Annotated in this window: 23 protein-coding genes; 10 read left to right on the top strand and 13 right to left on the bottom strand. The window is 62.8% G+C overall.

Annotation, left to right across the window (positions count from 1 at the left end; translation table 11 throughout):
• Positions 1-166: 166 nt before the first annotated feature.
• The 7 genes from B5483_RS03485 to B5483_RS03455 form a co-directional block, all read right to left on the bottom strand.
• A complete protein-coding gene (locus B5483_RS03485; protein WP_054946232.1) occupies positions 167-1,600 on the bottom strand; it encodes an APC family permease in 1,434 nt (477 codons plus the stop codon).
• Between the two features lie 272 nt (positions 1,601-1,872).
• Complete coding sequence (locus tag B5483_RS03480; RefSeq protein WP_217698188.1) at positions 1,873-3,186, bottom strand: NAD(P)/FAD-dependent oxidoreductase; 1,314 nt, start codon at positions 3,184-3,186, stop codon at positions 1,873-1,875.
• Positions 3,187-3,212: 26 nt separating this feature from the next.
• Positions 3,213-3,599, bottom strand: coding sequence for a YybH family protein (locus B5483_RS03475; RefSeq protein WP_079729466.1), 387 nt, complete (start codon positions 3,597-3,599; stop codon positions 3,213-3,215).
• Positions 3,600-4,120: 521 nt separating this feature from the next.
• Positions 4,121-4,513, bottom strand: a complete 393-nt coding sequence (locus tag B5483_RS03470; RefSeq protein WP_231634645.1) for a PilZ domain-containing protein — start codon at positions 4,511-4,513, stop codon at positions 4,121-4,123.
• Positions 4,514-4,596: 83 nt separating this feature from the next.
• Positions 4,597-4,788, bottom strand: a complete 192-nt coding sequence (locus B5483_RS03465) for a hypothetical protein (protein ID WP_079729465.1) — start codon at positions 4,786-4,788, stop codon at positions 4,597-4,599.
• Positions 4,788-9,047 carry a translocation/assembly module TamB domain-containing protein gene (locus B5483_RS03460; protein WP_079729464.1) on the bottom strand — a complete coding sequence of 1,420 codons (4,260 nt, stop codon included), beginning with the start codon at positions 9,045-9,047 and terminating at the stop codon, positions 4,788-4,790. The genes B5483_RS03465 and B5483_RS03460 overlap by 1 nt, the downstream gene beginning before the upstream one ends.
• Positions 9,047-11,362, bottom strand: a complete 2,316-nt coding sequence (locus B5483_RS03455; RefSeq protein WP_079729463.1) for an autotransporter assembly complex protein TamA — start codon at positions 11,360-11,362, stop codon at positions 9,047-9,049. Before B5483_RS03455 ends, B5483_RS03460 begins: the two co-directional genes overlap by 1 nt.
• Before the next feature lie 119 nt (positions 11,363-11,481).
• On the opposite strand from B5483_RS03455, the gene B5483_RS03450 reads away from it, so the two are divergent.
• The gene (locus B5483_RS03450) at positions 11,482-12,522 is read left to right on the top strand and encodes a YihY/virulence factor BrkB family protein (RefSeq protein ID WP_079729462.1); all 1,041 of its coding nucleotides are present in this window, start codon (positions 11,482-11,484) and stop codon (positions 12,520-12,522) included.
• Here the strand turns inward: B5483_RS03450 and B5483_RS03445 are convergent.
• Together B5483_RS03445 and B5483_RS03440 are read right to left on the bottom strand one after the other, a co-directional pair.
• Positions 12,510-13,304 carry a kinase gene (locus B5483_RS03445; protein WP_245828806.1) on the bottom strand — a complete coding sequence of 265 codons (795 nt, stop codon included), beginning with the start codon at positions 13,302-13,304 and terminating at the stop codon, positions 12,510-12,512. The genes B5483_RS03450 and B5483_RS03445 overlap by 13 nt on opposite strands.
• A gap of 32 nt (positions 13,305-13,336) precedes the next feature.
• Positions 13,337-13,870, bottom strand: coding sequence for an MEKHLA domain-containing protein (locus B5483_RS03440; RefSeq protein ID WP_245828805.1), 534 nt, complete (start codon positions 13,868-13,870; stop codon positions 13,337-13,339).
• Between the two features lie 119 nt (positions 13,871-13,989).
• Between B5483_RS03440 and ribB the strand changes: the two genes are divergently transcribed.
• From ribB to B5483_RS03425, 4 genes are all read left to right on the top strand, one after another.
• On the top strand, positions 13,990-15,303 hold the full coding sequence (ribB, locus tag B5483_RS03435; RefSeq protein ID WP_079729460.1) for a 3,4-dihydroxy-2-butanone-4-phosphate synthase: 1,314 nt from the start codon (positions 13,990-13,992) through the stop codon (positions 15,301-15,303).
• Position 15,304: 1 nt separating this feature from the next.
• Positions 15,305-15,727, top strand: coding sequence for a 6,7-dimethyl-8-ribityllumazine synthase (ribH, locus tag B5483_RS03430; RefSeq protein ID WP_054946226.1), 423 nt, complete (start codon positions 15,305-15,307; stop codon positions 15,725-15,727).
• Positions 15,728-16,132: 405 nt separating this feature from the next.
• The gene (locus tag B5483_RS22765) at positions 16,133-16,327 is read left to right on the top strand and encodes a hypothetical protein (protein WP_139383893.1); all 195 of its coding nucleotides are present in this window, start codon (positions 16,133-16,135) and stop codon (positions 16,325-16,327) included.
• Between the two features lie 170 nt (positions 16,328-16,497).
• Positions 16,498-17,064, top strand: coding sequence for a helix-turn-helix domain-containing protein (locus B5483_RS03425; protein WP_054946225.1), 567 nt, complete (start codon positions 16,498-16,500; stop codon positions 17,062-17,064).
• Positions 17,065-17,187: 123 nt separating this feature from the next.
• Here the strand turns inward: B5483_RS03425 and eno are convergent, their stop codons facing one another.
• A complete protein-coding gene (gene eno, locus B5483_RS03420; RefSeq protein WP_054946224.1) occupies positions 17,188-18,474 on the bottom strand; it encodes a phosphopyruvate hydratase in 1,287 nt (428 codons plus the stop codon).
• A 174-nt stretch (positions 18,475-18,648) separates the two neighbouring features.
• Here eno and B5483_RS03415 point away from each other — a divergent pair, with 174 nt between their 5' ends.
• The 5 genes from B5483_RS03415 (at position 18,649) to B5483_RS03395 (ending at position 20,819) form a co-directional block, all read left to right on the top strand.
• On the top strand, positions 18,649-19,218 hold the full coding sequence (locus tag B5483_RS03415; protein WP_054946223.1) for a hypothetical protein: 570 nt from the start codon (positions 18,649-18,651) through the stop codon (positions 19,216-19,218).
• Between the two features lie 28 nt (positions 19,219-19,246).
• Complete coding sequence (locus B5483_RS03410) at positions 19,247-19,627, top strand: phage holin family protein (RefSeq protein ID WP_054946222.1); 381 nt, start codon at positions 19,247-19,249, stop codon at positions 19,625-19,627.
• 4 nt (positions 19,628-19,631) lie between these two features.
• Entirely contained in the window at positions 19,632-19,949 is a 318-nt protein-coding gene (locus B5483_RS03405; protein ID WP_054946221.1) for a hypothetical protein, read from the top strand.
• The gene (locus B5483_RS03400) at positions 19,942-20,469 is read left to right on the top strand and encodes a hypothetical protein (protein ID WP_079729459.1); all 528 of its coding nucleotides are present in this window, start codon (positions 19,942-19,944) and stop codon (positions 20,467-20,469) included. The genes B5483_RS03405 and B5483_RS03400 overlap by 8 nt, the downstream gene beginning before the upstream one ends.
• A 128-nt stretch (positions 20,470-20,597) precedes the next feature.
• The gene (locus B5483_RS03395; RefSeq protein WP_054946219.1) at positions 20,598-20,819 is read left to right on the top strand and encodes a DUF4170 domain-containing protein; all 222 of its coding nucleotides are present in this window, start codon (positions 20,598-20,600) and stop codon (positions 20,817-20,819) included.
• Positions 20,820-20,912: 93 nt separating this feature from the next.
• Here B5483_RS03395 and greA read toward each other — a convergent pair whose 3' ends face one another.
• From greA to carA, 3 genes are all read right to left on the bottom strand, one after another.
• The gene (gene greA, locus B5483_RS03390; protein ID WP_054946218.1) at positions 20,913-21,389 is read right to left on the bottom strand and encodes a transcription elongation factor GreA; all 477 of its coding nucleotides are present in this window, start codon (positions 21,387-21,389) and stop codon (positions 20,913-20,915) included.
• 103 nt (positions 21,390-21,492) lie between these two features.
• A complete protein-coding gene (gene carB, locus B5483_RS03385) occupies positions 21,493-24,816 on the bottom strand; it encodes a carbamoyl-phosphate synthase large subunit (RefSeq protein ID WP_054946217.1) in 3,324 nt (1,107 codons plus the stop codon).
• Between the two features lie 234 nt (positions 24,817-25,050).
• A complete protein-coding gene (carA, locus tag B5483_RS03380; RefSeq protein WP_079729458.1) occupies positions 25,051-26,217 on the bottom strand; it encodes a glutamine-hydrolyzing carbamoyl-phosphate synthase small subunit in 1,167 nt (388 codons plus the stop codon).
• Between the last annotated feature and the right edge of the window lie 60 nt (positions 26,218-26,277).

Genomic DNA, 26,277 nt, shown 5'->3' with positions numbered 1-26,277 from the left:
CAGCTGGGCTCTGCTCCCTGTGAGAGCGAGCCCGGCGACACCGCTGCCAGAAAACCGGGGGCAAGGCCCATCGACTTCCAGCAACGGTGTCAGCTCCCCGCGCCCCATGTGCACGGCCCGTCAACCCTGAAAGGCCGGGCGCACGCAGTTGCACGATCTAATCGGGTCAGAGATCCTCCAACCGCGACGCCCCGATTGCTGCGTAGATCTTCGGACGATACTTCCTGAGCCATTGCGCCTGCGTGAATCCCGCCAATGCCACCGCGACGAGTACCCAGGGCAGGCTATTGATGAGCCGGGAATGGATTCCGGTAAGCACCTCGTAGTTGGAAACCGCGAGGACGGTTGCACTCATGATGATGATGCCGCCCAGGGTCGGCGCCACAGTGTAGGCCCAGCCAAAGGTCCTGCGCCGCGCGAAATAGATCGGGATGGCGAGCGAAGTCAAAGCGAGCAACGACATCAGCCCCACCGATCCGAGACCCACCAACGATGTCGACACGTTGAGAAGCGGATCGAGACCGGTAGCCCCGCCAAGGATGACGACAAGTACAAGCACCCCGGTCAGCACCATCGCGGCTACATGCGGCGAGGAATAGTGTGGATGCGTCCGGGCCAATACCGAGGGCAACATGCCGTCCCGCGCCAATGCGAAAACGTATCGCGCGGTGTTGTTGAAAAGCCCCAGCACCGCGGCCATCGCACTGGTCAGCACCAACAGGGAAAATGCATGGTTACCCATCGGCCCCAAATTGATCCGGGCGAGGTTGAGCACGAAATGGCCAGGATCTTTCGCGGAGACCTGCGCCACCATGTCGCTGCCCACGGCCGCGGCCATGCTCCAACCGACAGCAATATAGAACAGACCGACGACTATGATCGAAATGAACGTTGCTCGCGGGACCGTCACGGACGCGTTCTTTGCCTCTTCCTGATAGATGGCAGTGCCCTCGATACCGATCAGGCTGTTGAAGGCATAGATCAGGGAAATGCCAAGCCCCGGCACGAAGACGGTGGAAGGAGCGAAGTCATTGAGACTGAAGGCACTGATTCCGCGATTGAAGGCAATACCGATCACGAGCGCGCCCAGCAGCATCACCTCGGCGACAAGCGCCACACCCAGAATCTTGGCGGCAAGTGTAAGCCGATGATAAGCCAGAACACCAACCAGCAATGCACCGGCCGTGCCCCAATAGGGCCAGGGAACGTCAATCCCGAGCCCCTGACTGAGGGCATCGCCAAAGAAGAACGCAAAAGCTGCCAGCGTCGAAACGGCCAGTGAAAAATAGCACAAGGCCGCGACATAGGCTGCCGCAAGACCGGCTCCCTTGCCAAGGCTCGCGGCAATATAGGCGTAGAAGGCGCCGGCATTTCTGACATGCGGAATGATCCGCACATACCCGAGCGCGAAGAGAATCATCGCAATCATCGCGATGGCCCAGGCTCCCGGGACCCCTGGCCCGTTGCCCAGTGCAATGGCCAGCGGCATGAGGCCGACCACGACTGCAAGCGGAGCCGCCACCGCTATGACCGTAAAGACGATATCGGCTGTGCCCAGGATGCCGGAGGCCAGCTGCGTTTCAGACGAAGCAGCAGACACGGCGCCAGCATTCTCGCTTTTGCGGGTGAATTGAGCGCTTCTCGATGTTCCGGCTGTCGGGTCAGATTTCACCCTGCTTCACTCCCTTGTCAGTGTGACGGCATGCCGACGCATGGCAAACCTTGTAACACGCTCAAATTCACGTCGCAGTTCAGTTGCCGGCAGCAATTCTTCCTTGGCCTGCAGGCACGCTACAAGCCCGAATTCATGGAATGACCGACTACCGGCAACAAGAAGGCCCATGCGACGTACGCTTCCTTCCGGTTCACCGGTCAAATTCGCGCCCGATACTCGGGGCGAGGTCCATCGGTGAATCGCGTAAACCGGAACGGTCGGGGATCAACGATGGGCGTATTTCCGGTGACAAGATCGGCCATCAGGTGGCCTGCCCCCGGCCCGTTACCGAAGCCATGACCTGAGAACCCGGTCGCCACGAAGAAGCCCGGAACATCCGGAACCGACGTGAGGAACGGCATTGCATCGGGCGAAACGTCGATGAGGCCCGCCCATGTTTCCGCGACCTTCGCCTCAGCGAAAACCGGAAAATCGGCGGCAAGAGTCTTGATGACATTGCTCAGATCGCCGGCGACCGGTTTCGGGTCCATGATGCGGGTTCGTTCGAAGGGACTGGACTGGTCTAGTTTCCATCGGGACGGCGTACGCAGTTCTTCGACGAACCGGCCGCCGAACCGCAGGCGGAACGTACTCCATTCGTGACGAAGCGTCGGCCAGAACTCCGGCAGGAACCGAAAACTGTCCGGCACGACATCGACGTAGTTCATGAAGCCGGTTCCCAGCGTATACCCGCCGTCAAGGCCGCGACGGAATGAATAGCCGGGTGCCAGCGCCGCGGTTTCAGGGGCGCCGTCGATCGGATGGGTGCGCATCACCGAAGTCCGCAACTTGAGCTGCGGCAGCCGGATGCCCATGTTCGCACAGAACGCGCGGCACCAGATCCCGCCAGCCAGAACGACGGATTCGCAGGCTACCACGCCCTTCTCCGTCACGACTTCCGCGATCCGGCCTGCCTTCGTCTCGAAGCCGCGAACGGCACAGTTCGTCAGGATCGCCGCCCCCCGCGCTCGTGCGGCACGCGCGATTGCGGGCGCCGCAAGCACAGGCTCGGCACGCCCGTCGGTGGCCGTGTAAAGGCCACCCTCGAAATTGTCGGGCGCGCCAGGAAGCAATCCCTGCAGCTCACGCTTTGACAGGAACTTCGTCCCGAGTTCGGGAAGGAACTCGCGAGCCGAGTCGATCCATCTCTCGCAGGCGGCGATGTCAGCCTTACTGGACGCCAGCGAGATGCTTCCGCAGGTTCGAAAGCCGGTCTCGAAGCCGATTTCTTCGTTCATCCCCTGCCACAGACGAACACTTTCCAGAGTCAGGGGAAGTTCGGCCGGATCGCCCCCCTGCTTGCGCACCCAGCCCCAGTTGCGGCTGGACTGTTCCGCGCCGATCTCGCCCTTCTCGCAGACCGCGACCGACACGCCGCGCTTGGCCAGGAAATACGCCGTCGTGACACCGACAATACCGCCGCCGATTATGACGACGTCGACCCTGGAAGGCAGAATGTCATCAGACGGCAATGGACTGACTCTTAAACCCATGCCGATCACTGCACCGGCGTGAAGAAGTCGACTTCACACATCCATCCATCGCCAGTACGGCGCCACACGATCAGGGCACGGTGCACCTCGGTCTGTCCGGCAAAGTCATTGTCATTCGTGATGAACTGGTAAGCCAGGTCGCCGCTCATCCGCGGAGGCTCGCTTGAATCGACCTTGATCCGCGACAGCCCGGCCGACCTCGCCCCCTCAAACGCCTCAGCTAAGGCGCGCCTGCCGACCTGGGGCGACATGCCACGCCCCTCAACAACGGCATCCTCGGTATAAAACGTATCGGCAAGAGCCTTCATGTCGCCGGAGGCAAACGCTTCCTCGAAGTAGTCGAGTCGATCACGTAGCTCCTTCGCCAGTGAAGCGTTATCGTTTGCGTTCATCCCCGTCTCCTCAACGCTCTTTTGGCATCAGCCCGCCCTGAAGCGAGCACACCATGTCATTCGCAGCGCAGGCAAAGAGCTTCAGGAACGGGTTCATGCCCCCTCCCCCTCTTTTACGCCGGGCAAGCCGTTTTCACGCTTACTCGCGCAATGCCTGTCGGACCCGATAGCGAGTCCGAACCTTCAAGCATGAAATATCTACGAGTACGCATAAACTTTCAAGCCTGAAATATCATGGACTATCCTCGAAACCGCGGTCGGGAAAAGAAAATCGGGAAATGGTCTTTCCGGACGGACATTCACCGCCATCGCAAAGGTGCAAGGACAATGTTAAAGCGATGCCAGGCGGCTGCCCTGGGCGGGCCTATCGCAGCGCTGGCCGATCTGTGGGCAAAAATTCGCGATTCCGACGCATGCGTCGCCCCGACACGGCGGGCCACCGCCTGCTGTGGCGGCTGCAAGACCGACCGCCACCCGATCACTGGCCGGATCAGCAATCAGGCACAATCACGCAAGTTCCGTCAGGCCCGCTGCGTTGTACTCGGGCGAACCATGCAGCAGCCGATGGAATCTTCCGGCCTTTCGGCAACCGTCGAGATCCTCCCCTCCGGCAGACCATAACTGCTGGCCAGCTCTTCGATCACGCGGCCCTTGATCGGCTTGCGGAACTCCACGCCGATGCGGTCTTCGCGCAGCCAGCGCACGGAGCCTTCGACATTGCGCAAGTTGGCGAAGCGCAGCGAGACATGCTGGCCTTGCGTAAAGCGGTCCGCATTACCGATCACGCAGCAACCGCCTTCGGAAATGTCGCCCAGTTCCACGTCGAAGACCTGCCAACTCGACTGGCGGCAACGCCCGTGCAGCAGAACGGTCAACCGCCTGTTGAGGCGGTCGCAATCGGCGATCTCTTTCATCCGAGCCCCTATTTACGCCCTGAACAGGCGATGAGGCTTACGCTTGAGAGGTAAACCTTCGGTTGCGATGGGCCCCGGCGGGTTCAGGTCGAACCTTGGTCTTCCTGAGCGACCTCAGCCTCAGGGGTTCCCGTGCCGGAAATCCGTGCGTCGATGTCCGCCGCCTTGTCACGAATTTTCTGGCTGGCCGCATCGTAGCGTTCATCGAAATCCGGTTCGCCGTGACATGCGGCCAGGAACAGGAGAGCAAGCCCCAGAATGGCGTTCCTGTGCATCAGTAGTTCTTCTTGATGCGCAGATTGACGCTGTTCGCGCCCGAACCGCCCGCCTGGCTCAGCACCGACAGCCACTTGGTCACGCTGACCTCGAGCTGCGTGGCGGTGAAGCCGCGCGCATCGGTGATCAGTTCGACGTAGACGTCGTCGGTCAGGTACTGCCCCGCAGCCAGTGCCGTGCCACGTCCCGATGCCTCGTCGGCACCGAGGATGCGCAGGCGATCGATGCCGGTGGCCGAGCGCAGCCGACCGAGCGGATTGAGCCCGCCGCCGGTGGAGTTGAGGGAGTTGAGCGAAGAGGCGAGTTGCACCGCCTGGATCGCCGACAGGTTGGCGATCGAACTGCCGAACAGGATTCGCGAGAGCACTTCGTCCTGCGGCAGGCTCGGCGTCGAGCTGAAGGTGATTTCCGGGCTGTAGGCCCTGCCCCCGACTTCCACGGTCACATCGACATCGTCGATCGATTCCTGCGCTTTGATCGCCACGGCAGGATCGATGGTCCTGCCACCGTTGAAAGAGATCAGGCCGTCCGTCAGTTCGAACGAACGCCCGGCGAAACCGAGGGTACCGCGGATCAGTTGCACGTCACCGGCCATCGTCGGCGCAGCGCTCGTGCCGCCGACGGTGAAGTTCGCCTTCCATTCGGATTCGAGCCCCATGCCCGAAACGTAGAGCTTTTCGGGTGCCCGCATGCGCAAGTCGAGACGCAGGCTTGAGAACATGGATGAGATCGGCTCGGCGGGCTCGTCGCCAGTGATGCGTTCCGGGCCGCGCCGCGGCTTGAAGCGCACGCCGGTCAGCCGCGGCACTTCGGCCGATCCTTCGCGCACGATCTGGTAGCGTGTTTCGGGAAGGCGCAGGTCGCCGGAAAGCAGTGCATCCTCACCGTCCTGCTTGCTCAGGCGCAAGGAGCCCGTGGCGCTGGCGTAGATCGAATTGCTGCGGGCCAGACGCGCCTGATCGAGCTCAACCGAAATGTCCATCGGATAGCCCTGATCGGCGGCCAGGCTGGCATAGCCGTTGGCGCTCAGGGTCCCTCCGCCCGCCTTCGCGGTGAGCGACTGCAGTTCCATCCGGCTCCCGTCGAACTTGCCTGCAAAATTGAGCTTGGATAGCCGCGTGCCGTACGTCTGGTTCTCGTAGACGAGGTCCTTGCCGCGAACGATGCCATTCAGGCACGGCTCGGAGAGCTTGCACGAGAAGTCGGCAGCCAGCCCCATCGGACCGCTGAGGGTCTGTCCCGACATCCCCGCGAACGAGAACAGGGTCTCGGCCGGGCCGTTGTAGCGGATACCACCTCCCAGCGGCGCATCGAGCAAGCGCTCGGTCCACGGACCACTACCGGGCGGCAGGGGGCGCAGGCTGGCGACCATGCGGCCGATGACGGAGCCGCTGCGCCGGAACACCGCCCTCGCCTCGCCGCCATCGGCCAGAAGCTTGCCGACGAAGTTGATGTCGACAGGCTGGCTGACGATGTCCGAACTGGTGCGGGTGAAGTTGTTGAGCGTCAGGCGTGCATCGGCGCGGGGAAACGCACCGGGATCGGCCTGCGCAAAATCGAGGCTGCCGCTTGCCGAACCACCGAAGCCATATCCGGGCAGGAAGGCGTTGAGCATGGCCATGTCGATGTTCTCGAGGCGGCTCTGCAGTTTCATGCCGGTGCCATAGGTACCCGCGATCTTTGCCGAACCGCCGCCGAAGGCCAGCTTGGTAGGCAGCAGTTCGTATCCGTCTTCCCGGGGCAGTATCCGCGCCGGTGCGGTCGTCTTCACACTCTGGCCGCGCACCTTGCCGTCGAGCGCGATGCGCCAGACCTCGGGTTGCAGGTCTCCGTTCAGCGCCAGCTTGAAGGGTACCCCGCTGTAGCCTTCGAGCATGGCCTTCGCCTTGCCCCGGCCGTTGCGGTAATCGATCAGCGCACGGGCCACGGCAATCCGGAGCGTGCCCAGGCGCGTCCCGGATATCTGCGCATCGGCCACCAGACTGGGCTTGTCGTAAAGCACCGCGCGCCCGTCGATGACGGCAGAACGGATCGTCAGGTTCGCAGGACCGGCGAAGGTCGAATCCTGCGCGCGCAGGTTGAAGTCTATGGCCTGGTACTTCGCCTCGGCCGATAGGGTGAGCACCCCGTTCACGCCGTTGCCGGAAGCGGTCAGTTCACCGGCAAACGGGCCGGTGCGCGTCTGGCCGAGCTTGCCCGCGAACGCGACGCCCGAAAGATTGGCGTCGTTGATCTGCAGGGACATGGCCTGCCCCAAGCCGAGGGTGACATCGGCCTTGAGCGGGCCGTAGTCGGTGTCACCGGTCAGGGCGAGATTGTAGCCGCCCTTTGCCCCGGTCACCCGCGCGTCGAGCTTGGCCAGACCGATGCCGAAATCGGGCCTGTCCGCAGTGATGTGGGCGTCGGGATCGGCAATCGTTCCCGCCACGCGAACGCCGATCATGCCATAACGATCCGAGGTACCGTCGGCGACGAGGGAAATGCGCCCGTCGGGCGACCAGAAGCCGCGACCGCCGCGAACCTTCAGGTCCGGTGCGGTCATCTGCAGGTTCGAGAAACGCACCACGCCATCGGTGCCGTAGTTTACGCGGGAGGAGGCTGCGAAGTTACCGCCGAGATAGCTTTCCAGGCTGTCGTTCAGCAGGCGGGTCGACTGCGCCCGCACCGTGCCTTCGAACGCAAAGCCGTTCCCCTTGCCCTTGAGGTCCATGTTGGTGCGGATGTTGAAGATGCCGACACTGGCGAGGCGGTAGTTGTCGATCTTGCCGTCGATGGCGCCGGTATAGAGCCCCTCGCTGACGTCGGCGACGAGGATCAGCCCGGCGTCGATGCGGTCGGACCGCAGGCGCATGTTGTCGGACAGAATGCGCGGCCCGTCGATGGCGAGATCGCCGTTGAGGCGAACATTGGGCAATGTCCCGCCAGCCACCGTATCGAGGCCGGTGATCCGCTCGACCCGCGCTGAAACCGGGATCATGATCTTGCCGGCGTCCACTCGCGCGGCGCCCTCGGCAAGCAAGCCCTGCAGCCCCATGTCGTTCATCACCAGCCGGTTCGCGCTGATCCGATAGCCCACCTTGGGGGTCGTAAATGCCCCGTCCAGCGTCAGGATGGCGCGCAAGCCTGCACCGCTCAGGTTCTCGGCCAGCGCGGAAGGCTTGAGCAGCACGAAAGCCAGCTTGAAGCCCTCGAAACTGTTGTCGGACAGATCGACGAGGCCGTTTGGCACAAGATTGAAGGCATCGCTGGAAATCATGCCCGTCACGGTCGCGCGCCTGTCAGCCAGCGCCGCGGTCACGTCGATTTTGGTGACCGGACCGAGCAGGTTTGCTGTCGGCCCGCTGAACATTCGCGCAAAGCGGGTCGGCCCCTTGATCGCGAAAGTTCCGTCGCGCGCCGTCAGGTCCAGCCGGGCCAGATCGCCCGCACCATAGTTCGCGGCGAGCTTGCCGTTCCAGGCGGACCATGTGCCCTTGCCGTTGACCTTGAGTGTCAGCGGCTGCGTCAGACCACCGAGAGAGGCGATCACGCCTCCCGTCGGCGCGTCAAGATCGAGGTCGATACCCAGCCGGTTCTGCCGAGGAACGGCATCGAGCATCAGATTAAAGCGGTCGCCCCCTTCCTTCCCGGCGATGGCGATCGTCCCGCCCTTTGCGTCCACTTGCGCGCGGCCGTCGGCGATGTGCACCTTGCCGGCAAACGACATGATCCGCCGCTCGCCCGATACCGCCGGCTCGAAGACGAAATTGTCCACCCGCATCGCGCCGACGTCGATATCGAGATCCGGCAGGAGCGGCGCATCGCTGGGCGGTGTCTCCCGGAAATGCGGCGCCCGGCGCAGGATCATACGCTCCGCCGTCGCGCTGCGCACATTCACGTGATTGCTGAAATAGTCGAAGGGACTCCAGTCCACGTGGATTTCGGGAGAAAACAGAAATTCGCCTTCGGGATCGCGCACCGACAGGTCGTGCAGGGTCATCTTGCCGTAGAGCGATCCCTCGATCCGCCCGACCGAGATCTTCATCCCGTTCTCGAATTGGAGAGCCGCGATCTGGTCGGCCACGAAGCGCCGTCCCGGCCCGGTGTCGATGCCGAATATGACGAGGACCGCAAGGGCGACGATGCCGATGCCGATGAGCGCAACGGTCTTGAGCGCGCGCACCTTGGCACGCTGCAGCAACGAAGGCCGTTCGATCACGACGGTTTCTTCCGGCTTCGGCTCGGACGTCCCGGCGGGAATGTCTTCGTTCTCCGCCATCAGAATGCCTGCCCGATCGAAACGTAAATGTTGATCCGTGCTTCTCCGGAACGGCGCGCCAGCGGCGTGGCGACGTCGAGGCGGAGCGGACCGAAGTTCGTATAGAAGCGGCCGCCGATACCGACGCCGTACCGCAAGTCGGAGAACTGGGGCATTGTCTCGCGATAAGCCTGCCCGGCATCGACGAAACCGACAATGCCGTAATTGCCGAAACGGTAGCGCAGTTCGGCAGATGCCTCATTCAGGCTGCGCCCGCCGACCGGATCTCCGTCCGGCGCCAGTTCACCCAGCTTCTGGTACGCAAAGCCGCGTACCGAACCGCCGCCGCCTGCATAGAGGCGCCGCGAAGGTGCAATGTCAAAAAGACCGACACCCTGAATGGTGCCGAGACGCATGCGCCCGGCAAGGACCAACTGGTCCGAAATCGGGTAATAGGCCGACGCATCGAGGCGCGCACGAACGTAAGGGTTGAAGCCCTTGTTCACGGTCGTCTCGGGCTGGACCAATGCGGTCAGGCGATAACCTTTGGTTGGATCGAGGAGGCTGTCGGTCTGGTCGAAACCGATCTGTCCATTGACCCCGGCGATGTAGAAGGTGCGGCGGGAACGATCGCCGGTCGCGTAGTCGAAATCGGTCTCCGCCGTGGCGAGAAGTTCGACGCCGAAGGCGTAGGTGTATTTCTTCTGCCAGATCGGCGTGGAATCGCGGCCGATCTTGGCGGCGAGACGGCCTGTATAGGCGCTGTATGCATCATAGTTGTTGTGGAAGGCTTCCGCGACGATTTCGAGTGTGCGGTCGCGCTTGCCAGCATTGGAACGGCGGAAGGTGACGCCAACGCCTTGCTGGCGCGTACCCGCGATGGCATTGGCGATCAGTGCACCTTCCGGCGGGAAGAAATTGCGGTGGGTCCAACTCGCCTTGGCAGTTATGCCCTCGCCCGCCGCGAAACCGAGCGAGCCGGCGATGGTGCGCGGTGGCCCCGCATCCTGCTTCACATAAAGGTCAACGTACTCTGTGCCGTCCGGGGAAGCCTCGCCAGTCTTCTTCGGCTCTACCGAAACGGTCGAAAACAGGCTTGTCGCGACCAGCGCCTTGCGCAAATCGTCGACCTTGCGACTGTCGTAGAGATCCCCGCGCTTGAAGCGTCCTAGGACCTGGATGTGATCGGCATCGAAGGCCTGGTCGCCGTCGGTCGTGATCCCCCCGAAGCGCCCCCGCGGCCCGATATCGACGGGAAGTGTATAAACGCCTTCTCCAGTCTGCCGGTCGAGCAGGATGTCACGCTCCCCCACTTCCGCGAAGGGATAGCCGTTTTCGGGCAGGGCCACGGCAATCTGGGCCTCTGAGCCCTGAACGCGTTCGGCCACGATCGGCTCACCCGGCTTGAGCGCGACATTGTCCTCGATCAGGTTCGGCGGCACGGTCGGGTCCGCCCTGATAACGATGTCGGAGAAGACGTAGCGCTTGCCCGGACGAACCGTCAGGACAGCCTGGAGCGTCTGTCCGTCGCCCTGCGCTTCGCGATCGATGCGCGTGCGTACGCGGGCCGAATACCAGCCCTCGGCCGCGAGAATGGCCTGCAGAAGTTCACTGTCCTCGGTCAGTCGTGCCGAGACCATCGCAATATTGGCTGCCTTGCCATCGCCCTTCCTGAGCGCGGAAAGACCGTTGAACTGGCTCTTGAGATTGACAGCTGTCTGGTCGTCCGCCGCCTCGAGACCCTCGATACTGACCTTGTAGGCAACCTCGACGTCCTGCCTGTCCTCCTCGGCCGACTGCTCGAACTCGACTGGCGTCACTTCGAACTGGTCAAGCGGCGGCAGCGGCGCGGCCAGTTCGGCATCGCGCACAGGCGCGTCGCCGATTTCCTCGGTCCGATCCCGATCGCCAAGGGCCGGGTCGCCCAGCGGGGGTTCCTGTCCTTCCTTCGGTTCGGCGTCGGCCTCGTCCGCAGCCAGACGGCGTTCGAAAGCCTCGATCGATTCCAGCGGCTTGTCGAGTTCCGGATCGTCGCTCTCGTCAAGTTCGGGGATCGCGGAATTGAACTCGTCGTTGCTGATCACCGGATCGAGCTGGGGCAAGATGGCATCGGCAGGAGGCGCCGGAACGGGAACCTTTCCGGCTTCCAGATCGATATCGGCTTCGGAGGCGCGCGCTTCGGCAGGTTGCGCAGGGGCCTGACCTGCACCCGGTGCGGCCTGTGCATGCGCGACGCCCGTCGCCATGACCAGCGCCACCGAGAGGGTTCCAAGGCTCGGCGCGGAAAGGAAACGTCGATCGCGCAGCCGCCGGGAACAAGGCGAATTGCGATCCATTAGCCAAGGCATGAACTTTACGACGAATCTTCCCCTCTTGAAGCCGGATCGGACGGCTTTTCCTGAAATTCCCTATCGCATTGCAACAGGGAAAGTTCCCCGTAAGATTCGACAAGATCATGGAAACTAGCACGACGCCCCCTGCAACGCAGCCCGGAGCTGACGCAAACTCCCCCTGGGGGCTGCCGCTCTCGGCCTGGGGACGCGTGTTCAAGCGGGTCTGGATCATGAGCGGGTTTCACGAACTGGGCCTGCTCTCGGCGGGCCTGGCCTTCTATTCCTTCCTTGCCCTCACGCCGCTGATCGCGGCGACGGTCATGATCTATGGGCTGATCGGCGACGTCGATACCGTGCAGGGCCAGATGGAACGCATTGCCCGGGTGGTCCCGCCGGAAGTCGCGCACGTTCTCGAGCAGCAGTTGCTGCAGATCGTCTCGACCAGTTCGGGCGTGACCGGGCTGGCCCTGTTCATCGCCCTGCTTTTCGCGATCTTCGGCGGCATGCGCGCGGCCAACGGCATGATCAGCGCGCTCAACATCATCAACGAAGAGCATGAAACGCGCGGCATCCTCACCACGATGCTGCGCGCCGCCTCGCTCACTTTCGCCGCGGTCCTGATCGCGCTGACCGGAATACTGGCCGGGGGCGTCTTCGCCTGGCTGCAGACCCAGACGAAAGTGTACCTCGGGGCATCCACGCAGATGCTGTTCAAGACCCTGACCTGGTCGGTCGCCGTGGCCCTTGGCAGCGCCGGCTTTGCCCTGATCATGCGCTATGGACCCGATCGGCGCCCGGCCAAGTGGCGCTGGCTGACACCGGGCGCCCTGCTCGCCACGCTTCTGTGGATCGCGGTGTCCTTCGGCTTCTCGCTCTATGTCGCGTATATCAGCGACTATAACGCGACATACGGATCGCTGTCGGCCATCGTCGTGTTCCTGATGTGGCTGTTCCTGTCGGCACATGGAGCGCTGGTCGGTGCCTTGCTCAATGCCGAAATCGAACGGCAAACCTTTCGCGACACGACCATCGGACCGGACCGCCCGCCCGGTCAGCGCGGTGCAATTCTTGCCGACGTGATCGACAGCACCATTCCCTCTGTAAGCGAACTGGAAGGACGCAAGCGCCGACGCGGCGATATCGCCCGCCATCAGGCCGACTGATTTGTCCTGATGGAGATCGGATGACGCTGTTCGTCCATCTGAATGACCAAGTCCGCGCGCGCCGGCATTTCCTGCAGGATGTAGCGGGTCAGCCGCTCGTAGTGGCTGATGAACCGCGCGATCCCCGCTTCGTCCATGACTGCGGCTCCGGACGCCGCACTCCGTGCCAGATCGCGCTCCTGTTCCAGACGCCAGCCGTGCACGACCTCGAACCCCGGGGCCGCGAGCAGGACAAGGCGATCGAGCCTTGCGAACAGTGCCGCATAACTCCCCGCCAAGGCAGCGTTGACATAACGGCGCCAGCGTCCGTCTCCGTCCTCGCGTTCCTCCAGAGCGTTCACCGGCGCTGCCAGATCCGCTTCGCGCTGAGGGACCGCGCCGACGCACCAGCCCTCGAATATCAGCACCTCGCATCCTTCGGGCGCTCGCGGCCAATCGGCTCTTGCCGCCCGGTCGTCCTGCGCCTTGTCGAATCGCGGCAATGCCGCAGCCTCGCCCCTCGCCAGTGCATCCATGACCTCTTGGCCGAGCGTCACGTCATGCGTCCCGGGGACGCCCCGCGTTGCAAGCAGCGGATGAACGGTGCGCGCAAGCTCTTCGCGCGCTCCCCGCGTCAGATAGATGTCATCGATGGAAAGCCCGGCACAGCGCAGTCCCTCTCCCGTACAGGCCGCGATCACGGCCTCGGCCAGCGTGGTCTTCCCGCTGCCTTGCGCCCCGCACAGGCCGATAACGACCGGGCGATGCTCCACCGCAAGCAAAGCCGCATGGACCTGATCCATTACTGCGCCGACCAGGCTTGGATTTGCCTTGCTCATGGAACGAATATCGCCGCTTGCCCCTGAACGCACCCTTGCGCATCGATCAGGTTCCAGACCACCGCCGGACCGATCCGAAAGCGCTTTCCTTTCGCCGTGATGCGCACGCCGGCATAGTCATCGATAAAGCCTTGCGTCTTCACCCGGTCGAGCAGGGCCTGCCGCTCCTCGCGCAACGGGGCCTCGGCAGAAAGGCGCGAAGGCATGGCGGTAAAACTGGCAACATCACTTTCAAAGACGGCGATGGCGCAGGCATTGCCGAAAAAGAAGACAGGATCCGGTTCGGTCCCGTGCGCCAAGAGGGCGAAAGGTGCATTCCACAGGCCGGCAACGATATCGTCGCACTGCGGGATCAACGGCTTGCCGATCAGGCGATGGTAGCTCGATGCCAGCAGCGCGATCCGTTCCGCCCGCGCGGGTTCGCGAAAGAGCGCGGGCACTTCATCCGTCATCGACACTGACACTTTGAACTTCCCGATCTTTCCTGCCACCGTCCGGTCTGGCAGAGCAAGCATGACGGCGATGGTCATGCAACCCTCTGCGACAGCCATGCCAACGATCACGGCATCGCACATCATAATCACACTTGAATTACGATGTGAAAAGTTCATATCATCCGCACATCATAATGTGACAAACGGTGATTCCCATGTCTGGCAACATAATCGAACAAGTCCGCAAGCTCGTGACGGAGGGCGGAATGAGCAAGGCCGGTCTCGCCCGTGCCGCCGGCCTCCACGCAAATACCCTGCGCGATTGCACCGAGCCGGACTGGAACCCCACCGCCGACACCCTCGGCAAGCTCGAACGCGCCCTTTTCTCGAACGACGACCGCCAGGTCCTCGTATCGATCGAGGAAATCATCGAAGAAGCGCGCAACGGCCGCATGTTCATCCTCGTCGACGATGAGGACCGCGAGAATGAAGGCGATCTCGTCATTCCCGCGCAAATGGCAACTCCGTCAGCGATCAACTTCATGGCCACCCATGGCCGCGGCCTGATCTGCCTTTCGCTCACCAGCGAACGCGTCTCCCAGCTCGGCCTCAACCTGATGAGCCAGAACAACGGCACCCGTCACGAGACCGCATTCACCACCTCGATCGAGGCGCGCGAAGGCGTCACCACCGGTATTTCCGCCGGCGACCGCGCCCGCACCATCAGCGTTGCCATCGACGGCACCAAGACCAAGGACGATATCGTCACCCCCGGCCATGTCTTCCCGCTGCGCGCCCGCGATGGCGGCGTTCTCGTACGCGCTGGCCACACCGAGGCAGCCGTCGACATCTCGCGCCTTGCCGGCCTCAACCCCTCGGGTGTGATCTGCGAGATAATGCGCGACGACGGGACGATGGCGCGCATGGATGACCTCATGACCTTCGCGCGCATGCACGATCTCAAGATCGGCACGATCCGCGACCTCATCGCCTATCGCCGCAAGCATGACCGCCTTGTCGAAACCAAGAACGAAGTGACGTTCGAAAGCCGCTACGGCGGACACTGGATCGCGCGCAGCTACAACAACAAGGCAACCGGCGATGAAACCATCGCCCTGATCAAGGGCCGCATCGACCCCACCAAGCCGACGCTCGTGCGCATGCACACGCTCTCGGTCTTCTCCGATGTCCTTGGCGAGACCTCGGAGGAACGCGGAGAGCTGCTGCACCGCTCGATGGAAATGATTGCCGAGGAAGGTGCCGGCGTTATCGTCATCATCAACCGTCCGATGAACCGCCTGATGTCGCGCATCATGGAAATCAGGAAGCAGGCGCACGCCGGACAGACGCCGGACCTCGAGGAACTGCGCGACTACGGCGTAGGCGCACAGATCCTTGCCGAACTCGGCATCCACGACATGATCCTGCTTACCAACACCCACCATTCGCTCGTCGCGCTGGAAGGCTATGGCCTCAACATCGTGAGCGAACGCGCCATTCCCGCGCATGCAACCGAAGGAGCGAAGTGAAATGGCCCGTTTCCTGATCGTCGAAGCCCGCTTTTACGACCACCTCAACGACATGCTCGTCGCCGGCGCCAGCGAGGCGCTCAAGGCGGCCGGGCACAAGGCCGACGTCATCACCGTCCCCGGCGCGCTGGAAATCCCCGGCGCGATCTCGCTGGCAGATGCCGCGGGCGACTATGACGGCTACGTTGCGATCGGCGTCGTCATCCGCGGCGAAACCTACCACTTCGAAATCGTCGCCGGCGAAAGCGCGCGCGGCATCATGGCACTGACGATGGACGGCATTGCCATCGGCAACGGCATCCTGACTGTAGAGAACGAGGAGCAGGCGCTGGTCAGAGCCGACCCGGCACAGAAGGACAAGGGCGGCGAAGCGGCCAAGGCTGCCATTGCCCTGCTCGAACTGCGCGAGCGTTTCGGCAGCTGATCTTGCAGGCGAAGTTCCGACGCCTTCCTCAGGCGTCGGAACTTCGTCAAACGCTTCACCTGCCCCCAAATGCCATTCCCGCCAGACCCAGCGTCTATCGACTGGTGTTTTTACTTATAAAAAAACAATACCGAGAGAACATCCAAGCGAATTTATCGCAAATTTGAGGTCAATAGGGAAACAGACCTACCTCTTACAATCTGTTCACTAATGGAACATTGCAATATATACTGTTTCAACTTGGATGGTTTGCTGTAGTCGACCCGAAGATCACGATGAATTAAGATCCTGATCGGAGCCATCTGGCAAAGGAGTCGAACCACGCGGAAAAGCGCCTCGACTGTCCGCGCTTCGGCGTCGTTCAGGTCTGCGAGGCAAGTGCCTCGTTCCACGGAGGTCGCTGAGTTGAACAGGAAAACTTGCGCTGCAGGACTCATCCCCGCGCTGGAAGACATGCTTGTCGAACTGGACCAGTTGGACGTCCCGGTCGCCGCAGCCCATCTCGATACAGCCATCGCGCTGCTCGCCAGATCCTTCAATATCGAAAGAAGTCCGTCCAAATTGGACGAAGCTGCGCGAGACGATCTCGCCACGGCGTGACATTGATCACCCCGGGTTGCGGCACCGAGAAAGAAAACCGAGCCGGAACAAGTTTTTGGCACGGCTGATCCTGGGTTCCGCAAACGTGGGTTCAATCGCCGCGGATCACGGTATCGCATGGACCATTGGCTCCTTGCGCGATCCCGGCAGGCAATGGGTGATCGCCGTCGATGGACATGTCAGACCAGCTGATGCGCAATCGCGCCAAGGCCATTCGGCTGATCGGCATAGCCAACGAACTCCTGGCCATGGCGCGCGAACTGGAAATCGGGCAGCCGATAGCCGGGGATCCTTTCGCGACGGACAGCCTGGAGGGCGCGCCCGGGCGCTTCAGGGAAGTCGCCAGCAAGGACCACCCCATCTGGGTGGAGCTTGCCCGACAGGCCTATGAAGACAGGCGGCGCAGATCGAAGATCTTCCAGGCGGACGCTCTCTTCGGAGAACCGGCGTGGGACATACTGCTCGACCTGTTCATCGCCGCAAAGGAACGCCGCCGCGTCTCGGTGACAAGCGCCTGCATCGGCTCCGCCGTCCCATCGACCACGGCCCTGCGCTGGATCACCATTCTTGAAAAGCACCAGCTCCTGCAGCGCGAAGCCGATCCCGGCGATGCGCGCAGGGTGTACGTCCGCCTCAGCGCCCGCGGTTATGCGGCCATGCTGGAGTATTTTGCAGCTTCATCACGCTCGGTCGTGCTGCTGGACGATCCGAGCCCCCACTTCGCTGCCGCGCGATAGAAAAAGCAGGCACCCCCGCCCTTTCCGCCCCCCTTGGAAGGGAGAACCTGTACGCGCCCGGCAGCGCCGGGCGACTGCTCCAGCCCATGTGGAGCAGTCGCCCGGACCTACCTTATCCGCCTATCAGAAGTTCAGGCGACCGAATGCAGCGGCACCGGCATAGCGGGCCGCATTACCCAGCTCTTCCTCGATGCGGATGAGCTGGTTGTACTTGGCAAGCCGGTCAGAACGGGCCAGCGAACCGGTCTTGATCTGACCGCAGTTGGTGGCAACCGCGAGATCGGCAATGGTCGAATCCTCGGTCTCGCCCGAACGGTGCGACATGACCGCGGTGTAACCTGCGCGGTTCGCGATCGACACGGCTTCAAGCGTCTCGGTCAGCGAGCCGATCTGGTTCACCTTGACCAGCAGCGAGTTGGCAAGGCCCTGCTCGATACCCATGCTCAGCCGCTTGGGGTTGGTCACGAAAAGGTCGTCACCGACGAGCTGGACCTTGTGGCCGACCTTTTCGGTCAAGGCCTTCCAGCCTTCGAAATCGTCCTCGCTCATGCCGTCCTCGACCGAGATGATCGGGTAGGCGTCGCACAGGTCGGCCAGGTAGTCCGCAAAGGCGACCGGGTCGAGCGAGAGGCCCTCGCCGCTGATCTCGTACTTGCCGTTCTTGAAGAACTCGGTCGAAGCGCAGTCCAGCGCAAGCTGGATGTCGGTGCCGGGCTTGAAGCCGGCCTTCTCGATCGAGGCCATCACGAAGTCGAGCGCGTCGCGGGTGCTGGCAAGGTTGGGCGCGAAACCGCCTTCATCGCCGACCGCCGTGGCGAGGCCCTTTTCCGAAAGGCCTTTCTTGAGCGTGTGGAACACCTCTGCGCCCCAGCGCACGGCCTCGGCGATCGAGTCCGCGCCGACCGGCATGATCATGAATTCCTGGAAGTCGATCGGGTTGTCGGCATGTTCGCCGCCATTGATGATGTTCATCATCGGCACCGGCAGGACATGCGCCGACACGCCGCCGACATAGGAATAGAGCGGCAGGCCGCGGGCGTTGGCGGCGGCCTTGGCAGCGGCAAGGCTGGTCCCGAGGATGGCGTTGGCGCCAAGGCGGGCCTTGTTCTCGGTGCCGTCGAGAGCGATCATCGTCAGGTCGAGATCGCGCTGGTCTTCGGCATCGAGACCGACGAGCGCTTCGGCGATTTCGCCATTCACCGCATCAACGGCCTTGAGCACGCCCTTGCCGAGGTAACGGCCCTTGTCGCCGTCGCGCAGTTCGACCGCTTCGTGGGCACCGGTCGACGCGCCCGAAGGTACCGCCGCGCGGCCGAAGCTGCCGTCTTCGAGCAGAACGTCGACTTCCACGGTCGGATTGCCGCGGCTGTCCAGGATTTCACGGCCATGAATATCGATGATCGCGGTCATTTGAGCTGAACTCCTCCTTGTGGCGCCTCACTGCGCCTTTGGCCGGCGTCTTAGCAGGGGAACTCCGCCTGACAAGTTGCGTTGGGGATGTATAGGCAAGATGTGTTACTCTGTATGCGCACCGCCTATATGGGGATAGTCCCGGCGAACGGGAAACGAAGGAAGGATAGACGTATGGCCGAACCTACCGCTACCACCGGAAACGAAGCCGAATCCGCCAGGAATCACTTTGCCAAGGCCATGGAAGAGGCCAAGGCCGGCGCACAGGCTCTTGGCAAGGAAGCCCAGGCGCGCGCCGAGGAATATCGCGGAAAGCTGACCCAGGCGACGAATGAATGGTCAAGCGAGGCAAAGACGCGTTCGGACGAAGCGCGGACCAAGGCCAATGACTATGCCGCCGAAGCCCGCGAGAAAGCCAGCGCCTATGCCGCTGACGCAAAGGTCAAGGCCGCCGACCTCGCCAATGAAGGCAAGGCCCGCACCAGCCAGGCCATGGTCGGCCTGTCGAAGATGATCGACGAGAACGTCCACCTGATCGACGAGAAAGTCGGCCCCAAGTATGGTGACTATGCCCGCACCGCTTCGAAGTCGATGCAGGATGCCGCCACGAAGCTCGATGAAAAGTCGCTCGACGACCTGGGTGAAGATGCCAAGGAATTCGTGCGCACCAGCCCGGGGCTTGCCGTTGGCATGGCCGTGGCCGCCGGTTTCCTGTTCGGGCGCATGTTCAAGAAGAGCAAGTGACGGCGCCGGGCAAGACTGACTGATCAGAATGGCCGAAGCCCAATCCGAACTCGTTGCTCCACCCGATGAGGTGGAGACGGTGACACTTACCGAAGATCTGCGCCAACTGGCACAGGATGCCCGGATGCTGGCCGAGGCGGAATTCGCCTTCCAGAAGACCCGCGCAGCCTATGCCAGTTCCGAGGCCAAGGGTATCGCCCTGCTAGGCTTGATCGCGCTCGTGTTGCTGTTCTTTGCGGTCATGGCCCTGGTCGTTGGCGCTGTGATTGCCCTCGGGCCGGTTCTGGGTCCGTGGGGCGCCATGGTGGCGGTCACCGGAGCACTGGTGCTGATCTCCGCCATCTGCGCACTTTCCGCCAAGGCGCGGCTCAGGAACATGCTGACCGCCATTTCCGACAGCAGGGGATAGACTGATGGGCAACCTAGCCCGCAAGCTTGAGGCGGACAGGGCCGTCCGCGATGCCGCGCGCGCAACATTCGATGCACGCTACGGTGCGATCAAGGCCGACATGGAGGAGCGCGGCATCGCCGGGCGCGTGATCGATGAAACGCTCGAGCAGGCCAGGGACATGTTCGACGAAGCGGTCGACGTGGCCGAGAGCAATCCGGGCGTGGTCGGGGGAACCTTGGCCGCCCTCATGCTTTGGTTTTTGAGGAACCCGATCAAGGCCTGGTTCGACACCCTGCTCGGCCCGGAAGCGAAATGGAAGAAGGAAGCGGACAATGACTGACAGCGATCCCAACACCCCGGAGATCCCGACCAGTGCAACTGGTGCGAACAACGTCGTTCCGCTTACTCCGGCAAAGGCAGATCCCAGTCCGCGTGAGAAGGTCGAGGGCTTCGTCAAGAAGCACCCGGTAATCACCGTGGCTGGCGGCCTTGCCCTGGGCGTAGCTGCAAGCGCCCTGCTGCCCCGCAAGGCAGGCCGCAAACTTGTGGGCCGCGCCGCAAAGCTCGCCGAAGCAGCCGGAGCCGCGACGGTCATGTTCGGTCGGGATACCTCGGAAAAGGCACAGGAACTGGGCGCCGACGCCAGGGAAACCGCGGGCAAGCTGGCAAGCACTGCAGAAATGGCGACCAGCGCCACGGCCGCGAGCATCGAAAAGTTTGCACTTGCCGCCATCGCGGCCGCCAGCGCATTCGGCCGCGCCACGGCAAAGAAGGCCGGGAAGGTCGGCGAGGCTGCGGCTGAAAAGGGGCACGAGCTTGTCGACCGGGCCGGCGAACTTAAAAAGCGGGCCAAGCGCTGACTTCTGCGTTATTGCTAACGCTTCGCAACTGCAAAGATAGCGCGATCAGCGATGTGATGAAGCCTTGCCCTTGCTCCTGTCCAAAATTATAGGAACGCTGACTCCCAACAGGAAAGCGGTCCTCTCCCATGCAGAAGCTTCACCTTGTCATGGGCGGCCGGGTTTCGGACCCGCGCAGCCTTGAATTCTCCGATCTCAAGAACGTCGACCTCGTCGGCGTCTATCCCGACTATGCCTCGGCCGAGGAAGCCTGGCGCTCGAATGCCCAGCGCACTGTCGACGATGCGGAAATGAAGTACGTGATCGTACACCTGCACCGTCTGCTCGAGCCGAACCTGCCCGAAGGCTGATCCCCTTCGAGCAAAGCTCAAACGAACAAAGGCCGGCGATTTCGCCGGCCTTTTTCGTATCCGTTAGCGGCCGGGACGCTACCGTCCCTGCCCTCAGATGAATTCGATTTTCTGCACGAGGTAGAACTTGTCGCCCGAAGGGACGGTCACTTCCACTTCATCTTCGACCTGACGCCCGATCAGTGCCTTGCCGAGCGGCGAGTTGTAGCTGATGCGCCCGATCTTCGCGTCTGCCTCGTAAGGGCCGACGATCTGGTACTTTACCGGCTTCTCGTCATCGTCGAGCAGGGTCACGGTCGCGCCGAAGATCACCTTGGAGCCCGAGAGGCTCTTGGGATCGACGATCTGCGCGCGGCTGACCTTGTCTTCCAGATCGGCAATGGTCGCCTCTACCTGGCCCTGACGTTCCTTGGCCGCGTGATACTCTGCATTTTCGGAAAGATCGCCATGCGCACGCGCTTCCTCGATGGCATCGACGATCCGCGGACGTTCCTCGCGCAGGGCCTTCAGCTCTGCGGTCAGCCTCTCATACCCTTCGGCGAGCATGGGCAGCTTTTCTATACTGGCCATCAATAATTCCTCCTGTTGCCTCCCTTGCCGCAGACTACTCGCCTGTCCCGTCCCTTCAGGCACGGGGGCCGATCTGCAGCGATGTGGGGAGGCAAGATCGATTTCAGTTATAATAATCCTGCAACGAACGCACTTCAAGCTGGCTCCCGCGAATCGTCGCAATTGCTTCGCTTGCAGCCACGCTTGCAGCAGCCGTGGTGAAGATCGAAACCTTCGCCGTCAGCGCCGATGCGCGGATCGACTGCGAGTCCTTCAGGCTCTGCCAACCTTCGGTGGTGTTGAAGATCAGCGAGATTTCACCATCGATGATCTTGTCGACGATGTGCGGACGACCTTCGGCCACCTTGTTCACCATCTCGACCGGAATACCCGCATCGGCGAGGTACTTTTGCGTGCCGGAGGTAGCGATAATGCGGAAGCCCTCGTCCACCAGTTTGCGCACGGCCGGAAGGATATGCGGCTTGTCGCTGTTCTTCACCGAAACGAAGGCCGTGCCTTCGGTCGGCAGACGCATGCCAGCGCCGAGCTGCGCCTTGGCGAAGGCGGTCGGATAATCGGTATCGATACCCATGACTTCGCCGGTCGACTTCATTTCCGGGCTCAGCACGGGGTCGACGCCAGGGAAGCGCGCGAAGGGGAACACCGCTTCCTTCACCGCGACATAGTCCAGCTTGCGCTTGAACGGCGGGAAGTCGGCGAGCTTTTCGCCCGCCATTACGCGCGCGGCGATCTTGGCGACCGGCTGGCCGATGGCCTTGGCGACGAAAGGCACGGTACGCGAAGCACGCGGGTTCACCTCGATCAGGTAGACCTCGCCGTCCTTGACCGCGAACTGCACGTTCATCAGACCGCGCACACCAAGTCCATTGGCAAGAGCCTCGGCCTGGCGCTCCATCTCCTCGATGATCTCGTCGGGCAGACTGTAGGGCGGGATCGTGCAGGCGCTGTCGCCCGAGTGGATGCCCGCTTCCTCGATGTGCTGCATGACGCCGGCAACGACGACCTGGTCACCGTCGCACAGGGCATCGACGTCGCACTCGATCGCGTCGCGCAGGTACTGGTCGATCAGCACCGGGCTATCGCCAGAGACCTGCACGGCCGTGGCGATGTAGTCGTCGAGCTGCTGTTCGCTGTCGACGATCTCCATGGCGCGGCCGCCCAGCACGTAGCTGGGACGGGTCAGGACCGGGTAGCCGATGCGGTTGGCGACTGCCACGGCCTCGTCGCGGCTGCGGGCGATGCCGTTAGCCGGCTGCTTGAGCCCGAGCCTCTCGACCAGAGCGGCGAAACGCTCACGGTCTTCGGCAAGGTCGATCGCATCGGGCGACGTGCCCAGGATCGGAATGCCAGCCTTCTCGAGCGCATCGGCGAGCTTGAGCGGAGTCTGACCGCCGAACTGCACGATGACGCCGACGAGTTCGCCATTCTGCTGCTCGACGCGCAGGATTTCCAGCACGTCCTCAGCCGTCAGCGGCTCGAAATAGAGGCGGTCGGAGGTGTCGTAGTCGGTCGAGACGGTCTCGGGATTGCAGTTGACCATGATCGTCTCGAAGCCGGCTTCGGCAAGCGCGAAGCAGGCGTGAACGCAGCAGTAGTCGAACTCGATGCCCTGGCCGATGCGGTTGGGACCGCCGCCGAGAATGACGATCTTCCTGCGATCGGACGGCATTGCCTCGTCCTCGGGCTTACCGAAGAACGGAGCCTCATAGGTCGAGTACATGTAAGGCGTGATCGCCTCGAACTCGGCCGCGCACGAGTCGATGCGCTTGAAGACCGGGTGGACGCCGAGCTTGGTGCGCAGCTGGCGCACTTCGTCCTCGCTGGTCGCACCGGCCATGGCGCGCAGGGCATCGTGAAGCAGGCCCGAACGCTTCGCCTGGGTTTCTCCAAGACCGCCCGCGACATGGACCGAGCGCACCGCAAGGGTGGCAAGGCGCTTGTCCGAGAAGCCCATGGCCTTGAGGTTGCGCAGCCCGGCCGCATCGATCGGCAGGCCGTCCTTCATGATCTTCGCTTCTTCCGCGACGATCTCTTCGATGTGGCGCAGGAACCACTTGTCGTAGAAAGTGATCGCGTGGATCTCTTCCACGGTGAAACCTTCGCGCATCGCCTGAGCAACGTTGAGCAGACGGTCCGGCGTCGCCTTCGAGAGCGCTGCAGTGATCGTGTCGCGCCCGGCGCCTTCAAGCTCCGGCACGCGGTTGAAGCCATCAAGGCCGGTTTCGAGGCCGCGCAGGGCCTTCTGCATCGATTCCTTGATGTTGCGGCCGATCGCCATGACCTCACCGACCGACTTCATCGCCGTGGTCAGTTCGGGCTTGGAGCCCTTGAACTTCTCGAAGGCGAAGCGCGGGATCTTGGTGACGACGTAGTCGATGGTCGGCTCGAACGAAGCCGGTGTGGCGCCGGTGATCTCGTTCATGATCTCGTCGAGCGTATAGCCTACTGCCAGCTTGGCCGCGACGCGCGCGATCGGGAAGCCGGTCGCCTTCGAAGCGAGGGCCGAAGAGCGCGAGACGCGCGGGTTCATCTCGATGACGATGAGGCGGCCGTCCTTCGGGTTCACTGCGAACTGCACGTTCGAGCCGCCGGTTTCGACGCCGATCTCGCGCAGCACCTCGATAGAGGCGGTGCGCATGATCTGGTATTCCTTGTCGGTCAGCGTCAGCGCCGGGGCGACGGTGATCGAGTCGCCTGTGTGGACGCCCATCGGGTCGACGTTCTCGATGGAGCAGATGATGATGCAGTTGTCGTGCCTGTCGCGCACGACCTCCATCTCGTACTCCTTCCAGCCCAGCAGCGATTCCTCGATGAGTACTTCGGTGGTCGGCGAAGCATCGAGGCCCGAACGGACGATCGCTTCGAACTCGGCCTTGTTGTAGGCGACGCCGCCGCCGGTACCGCCGAGCGTGAAGCTGGGGCGGATGATCGAAGGCAGACCGGTGCGCTCCAGAACCGCAAAGGCTTCCTCAAGCGTATGGGCAACGCCCGAGCGCGCGGATTCGAGGCCGATCTTGTCCATCGCCTCGCGGAACCGCTGGCGGTCCTCAGCCTTGTCGATGGCATCGGCGTCGGCGCCGATCATCCTGACGCCGAACTTCTCGAGCGTACCGTCATTGAACAGGGCCAACGCGCAGTTGAGCGCGGTCTGCCCGCCCATCGTCGGCAGCACCGCATCGGGGCGCTCCTTCTCGATGATCTTCGCGACGATCTCGGGCGTGATCGGCTCGACGTAGGTCGCATCGGCCATGTCCGGGTCGGTCATGATCGTGGCCGGGTTCGAGTTCACGAGGATGACTCGGTAGCCCTCTTCCTTGAGCGCCTTGATCGCCTGCGTGCCCGAATAATCGAACTCACACGCCTGGCCGATGATGATGGGACCGGCGCCAATGACGAGGATCGAGGAGATATCTGTGCGCTTGGGCATGGGTTTCCTGCCTTGGAAGTGTGCTTACAGTTAAAGCCGCCCTGAGGCGACCGGGTTGCCGGATGCCGGGACCTGCCAAAGCAGGTCTTCGGCTCCGACCTTGTTTCTTATTCTTGCGACAGCCGGACCGCTTGCCTGTCCGTCATCGCAGGAAATGATCGATTGCGAAACGCCGAGCTTCACGAGATCACTCCGGCAGCCCGGCCGCACCGATCGAGAGGGGCACGCCGGCCTTCAGGCCAGCGAGCCCACGAACTTCTCGAAGAGGTAGAAGCTGTCCTGCGGCCCCGGGCTTGCTTCGGGGTGATACTGGACGCCGAACGCCTTCTTGCCCTTGATCGCGATGCCGCAGTTCGAGCCGTCGAAAAGCGAGACGTGGGTCTCTTCGATGGTGTCGGGCAGCGTGGCATTGTCGACCGCGAAGCCGTGGTTCATCGAGGTGATCTCGACGACGTCGTCGGCAAGGCGCTTGACCGGGTGGTTCGCACCGCGGTGACCCTGGTGCATCTTCGAGGTCTTGGCACCGGCGGCCAGCGCCAGCATCTGGTGACCGAGGCAAATGCCGAAGATCGGCACGTCGCGCTCAAGCAGGCCCTGGATGACGGGAACGGCGTACTTGCCGGTCGCCGCCGGGTCGCCCGGGCCGTTGGAAAGGAACACGCCTTCGGGCTTCAGCTCGAGCACCTGCTCCAGCGTTGCCTCGGCGGGAACCACCGTCACGCGTGCACCGGCCTTCACCAGGTTGCGGAAGATGTTGTCCTTGGCGCCGAAGTCCATGGCCACGACATGCGGGCGCGCGTCACGCGGCGATCGGCCGTAGCCCTGCCCGAGCATCCAGGTCGAGCCTTCCCAGCCCTCCTGGATTTCGCGGCTGACGATCTTGGCGAGATCCATGCCTTCGAGGCCGGGCCATTCCTGCGCCTTCTTGATCAGAGCAGGGATATCGAACTCGCCCTTGGGATCATGCGCGATCACGGCGTTCGGCGCACCCGACAGGCGGATGCGGCGGGTCAGTGCGCGGGTATCGACACCGGCGAGGCCGATCTTGCCCTTGGCTGCGAGCCAGTCGCCAAACTCGCCTTCCGCACGGAAGTTGGAAGAGGGCGTGACGTCCTCGCGAACGACGCAACCGACGGCGCCGTCGACCTTGGACTCAAGGTCCTCGTCGTTGACGCCGACGTTGCCGATGTGGGGGAACGTGAAAGTGACGATCTGTCCGGCATAGGAAGGATCGGTCATCACTTCCTGGTAACCGGTCATCGAGGTATTGAAGCAAACTTCGCCGACGGCATTGCCGACGGCGCCGAAGCCACGACCCCAGATGACGTGCCCGTCACTCAGTACAAGCACGCCTGTCGCCCCTTCCGGTTTGGGCGCAAGCGAAAATGCGGCGTCGGCCATGGTGGGTCGCTCCGTTTACGGCGTTTCTAACGTTTAGTGCTAAGGCCCACGCGCTAGAGA

Origin of the sequence: Novosphingobium mathurense, assembly GCF_900168325.1 — a bacterium.
GTDB lineage: Bacteria > Pseudomonadota > Alphaproteobacteria > Sphingomonadales > Sphingomonadaceae > Novosphingobium > Novosphingobium mathurense.
Note: the sequence above shows the minus strand (reverse complement) of the source record. Positions and strands in the feature narration are given on the sequence as shown.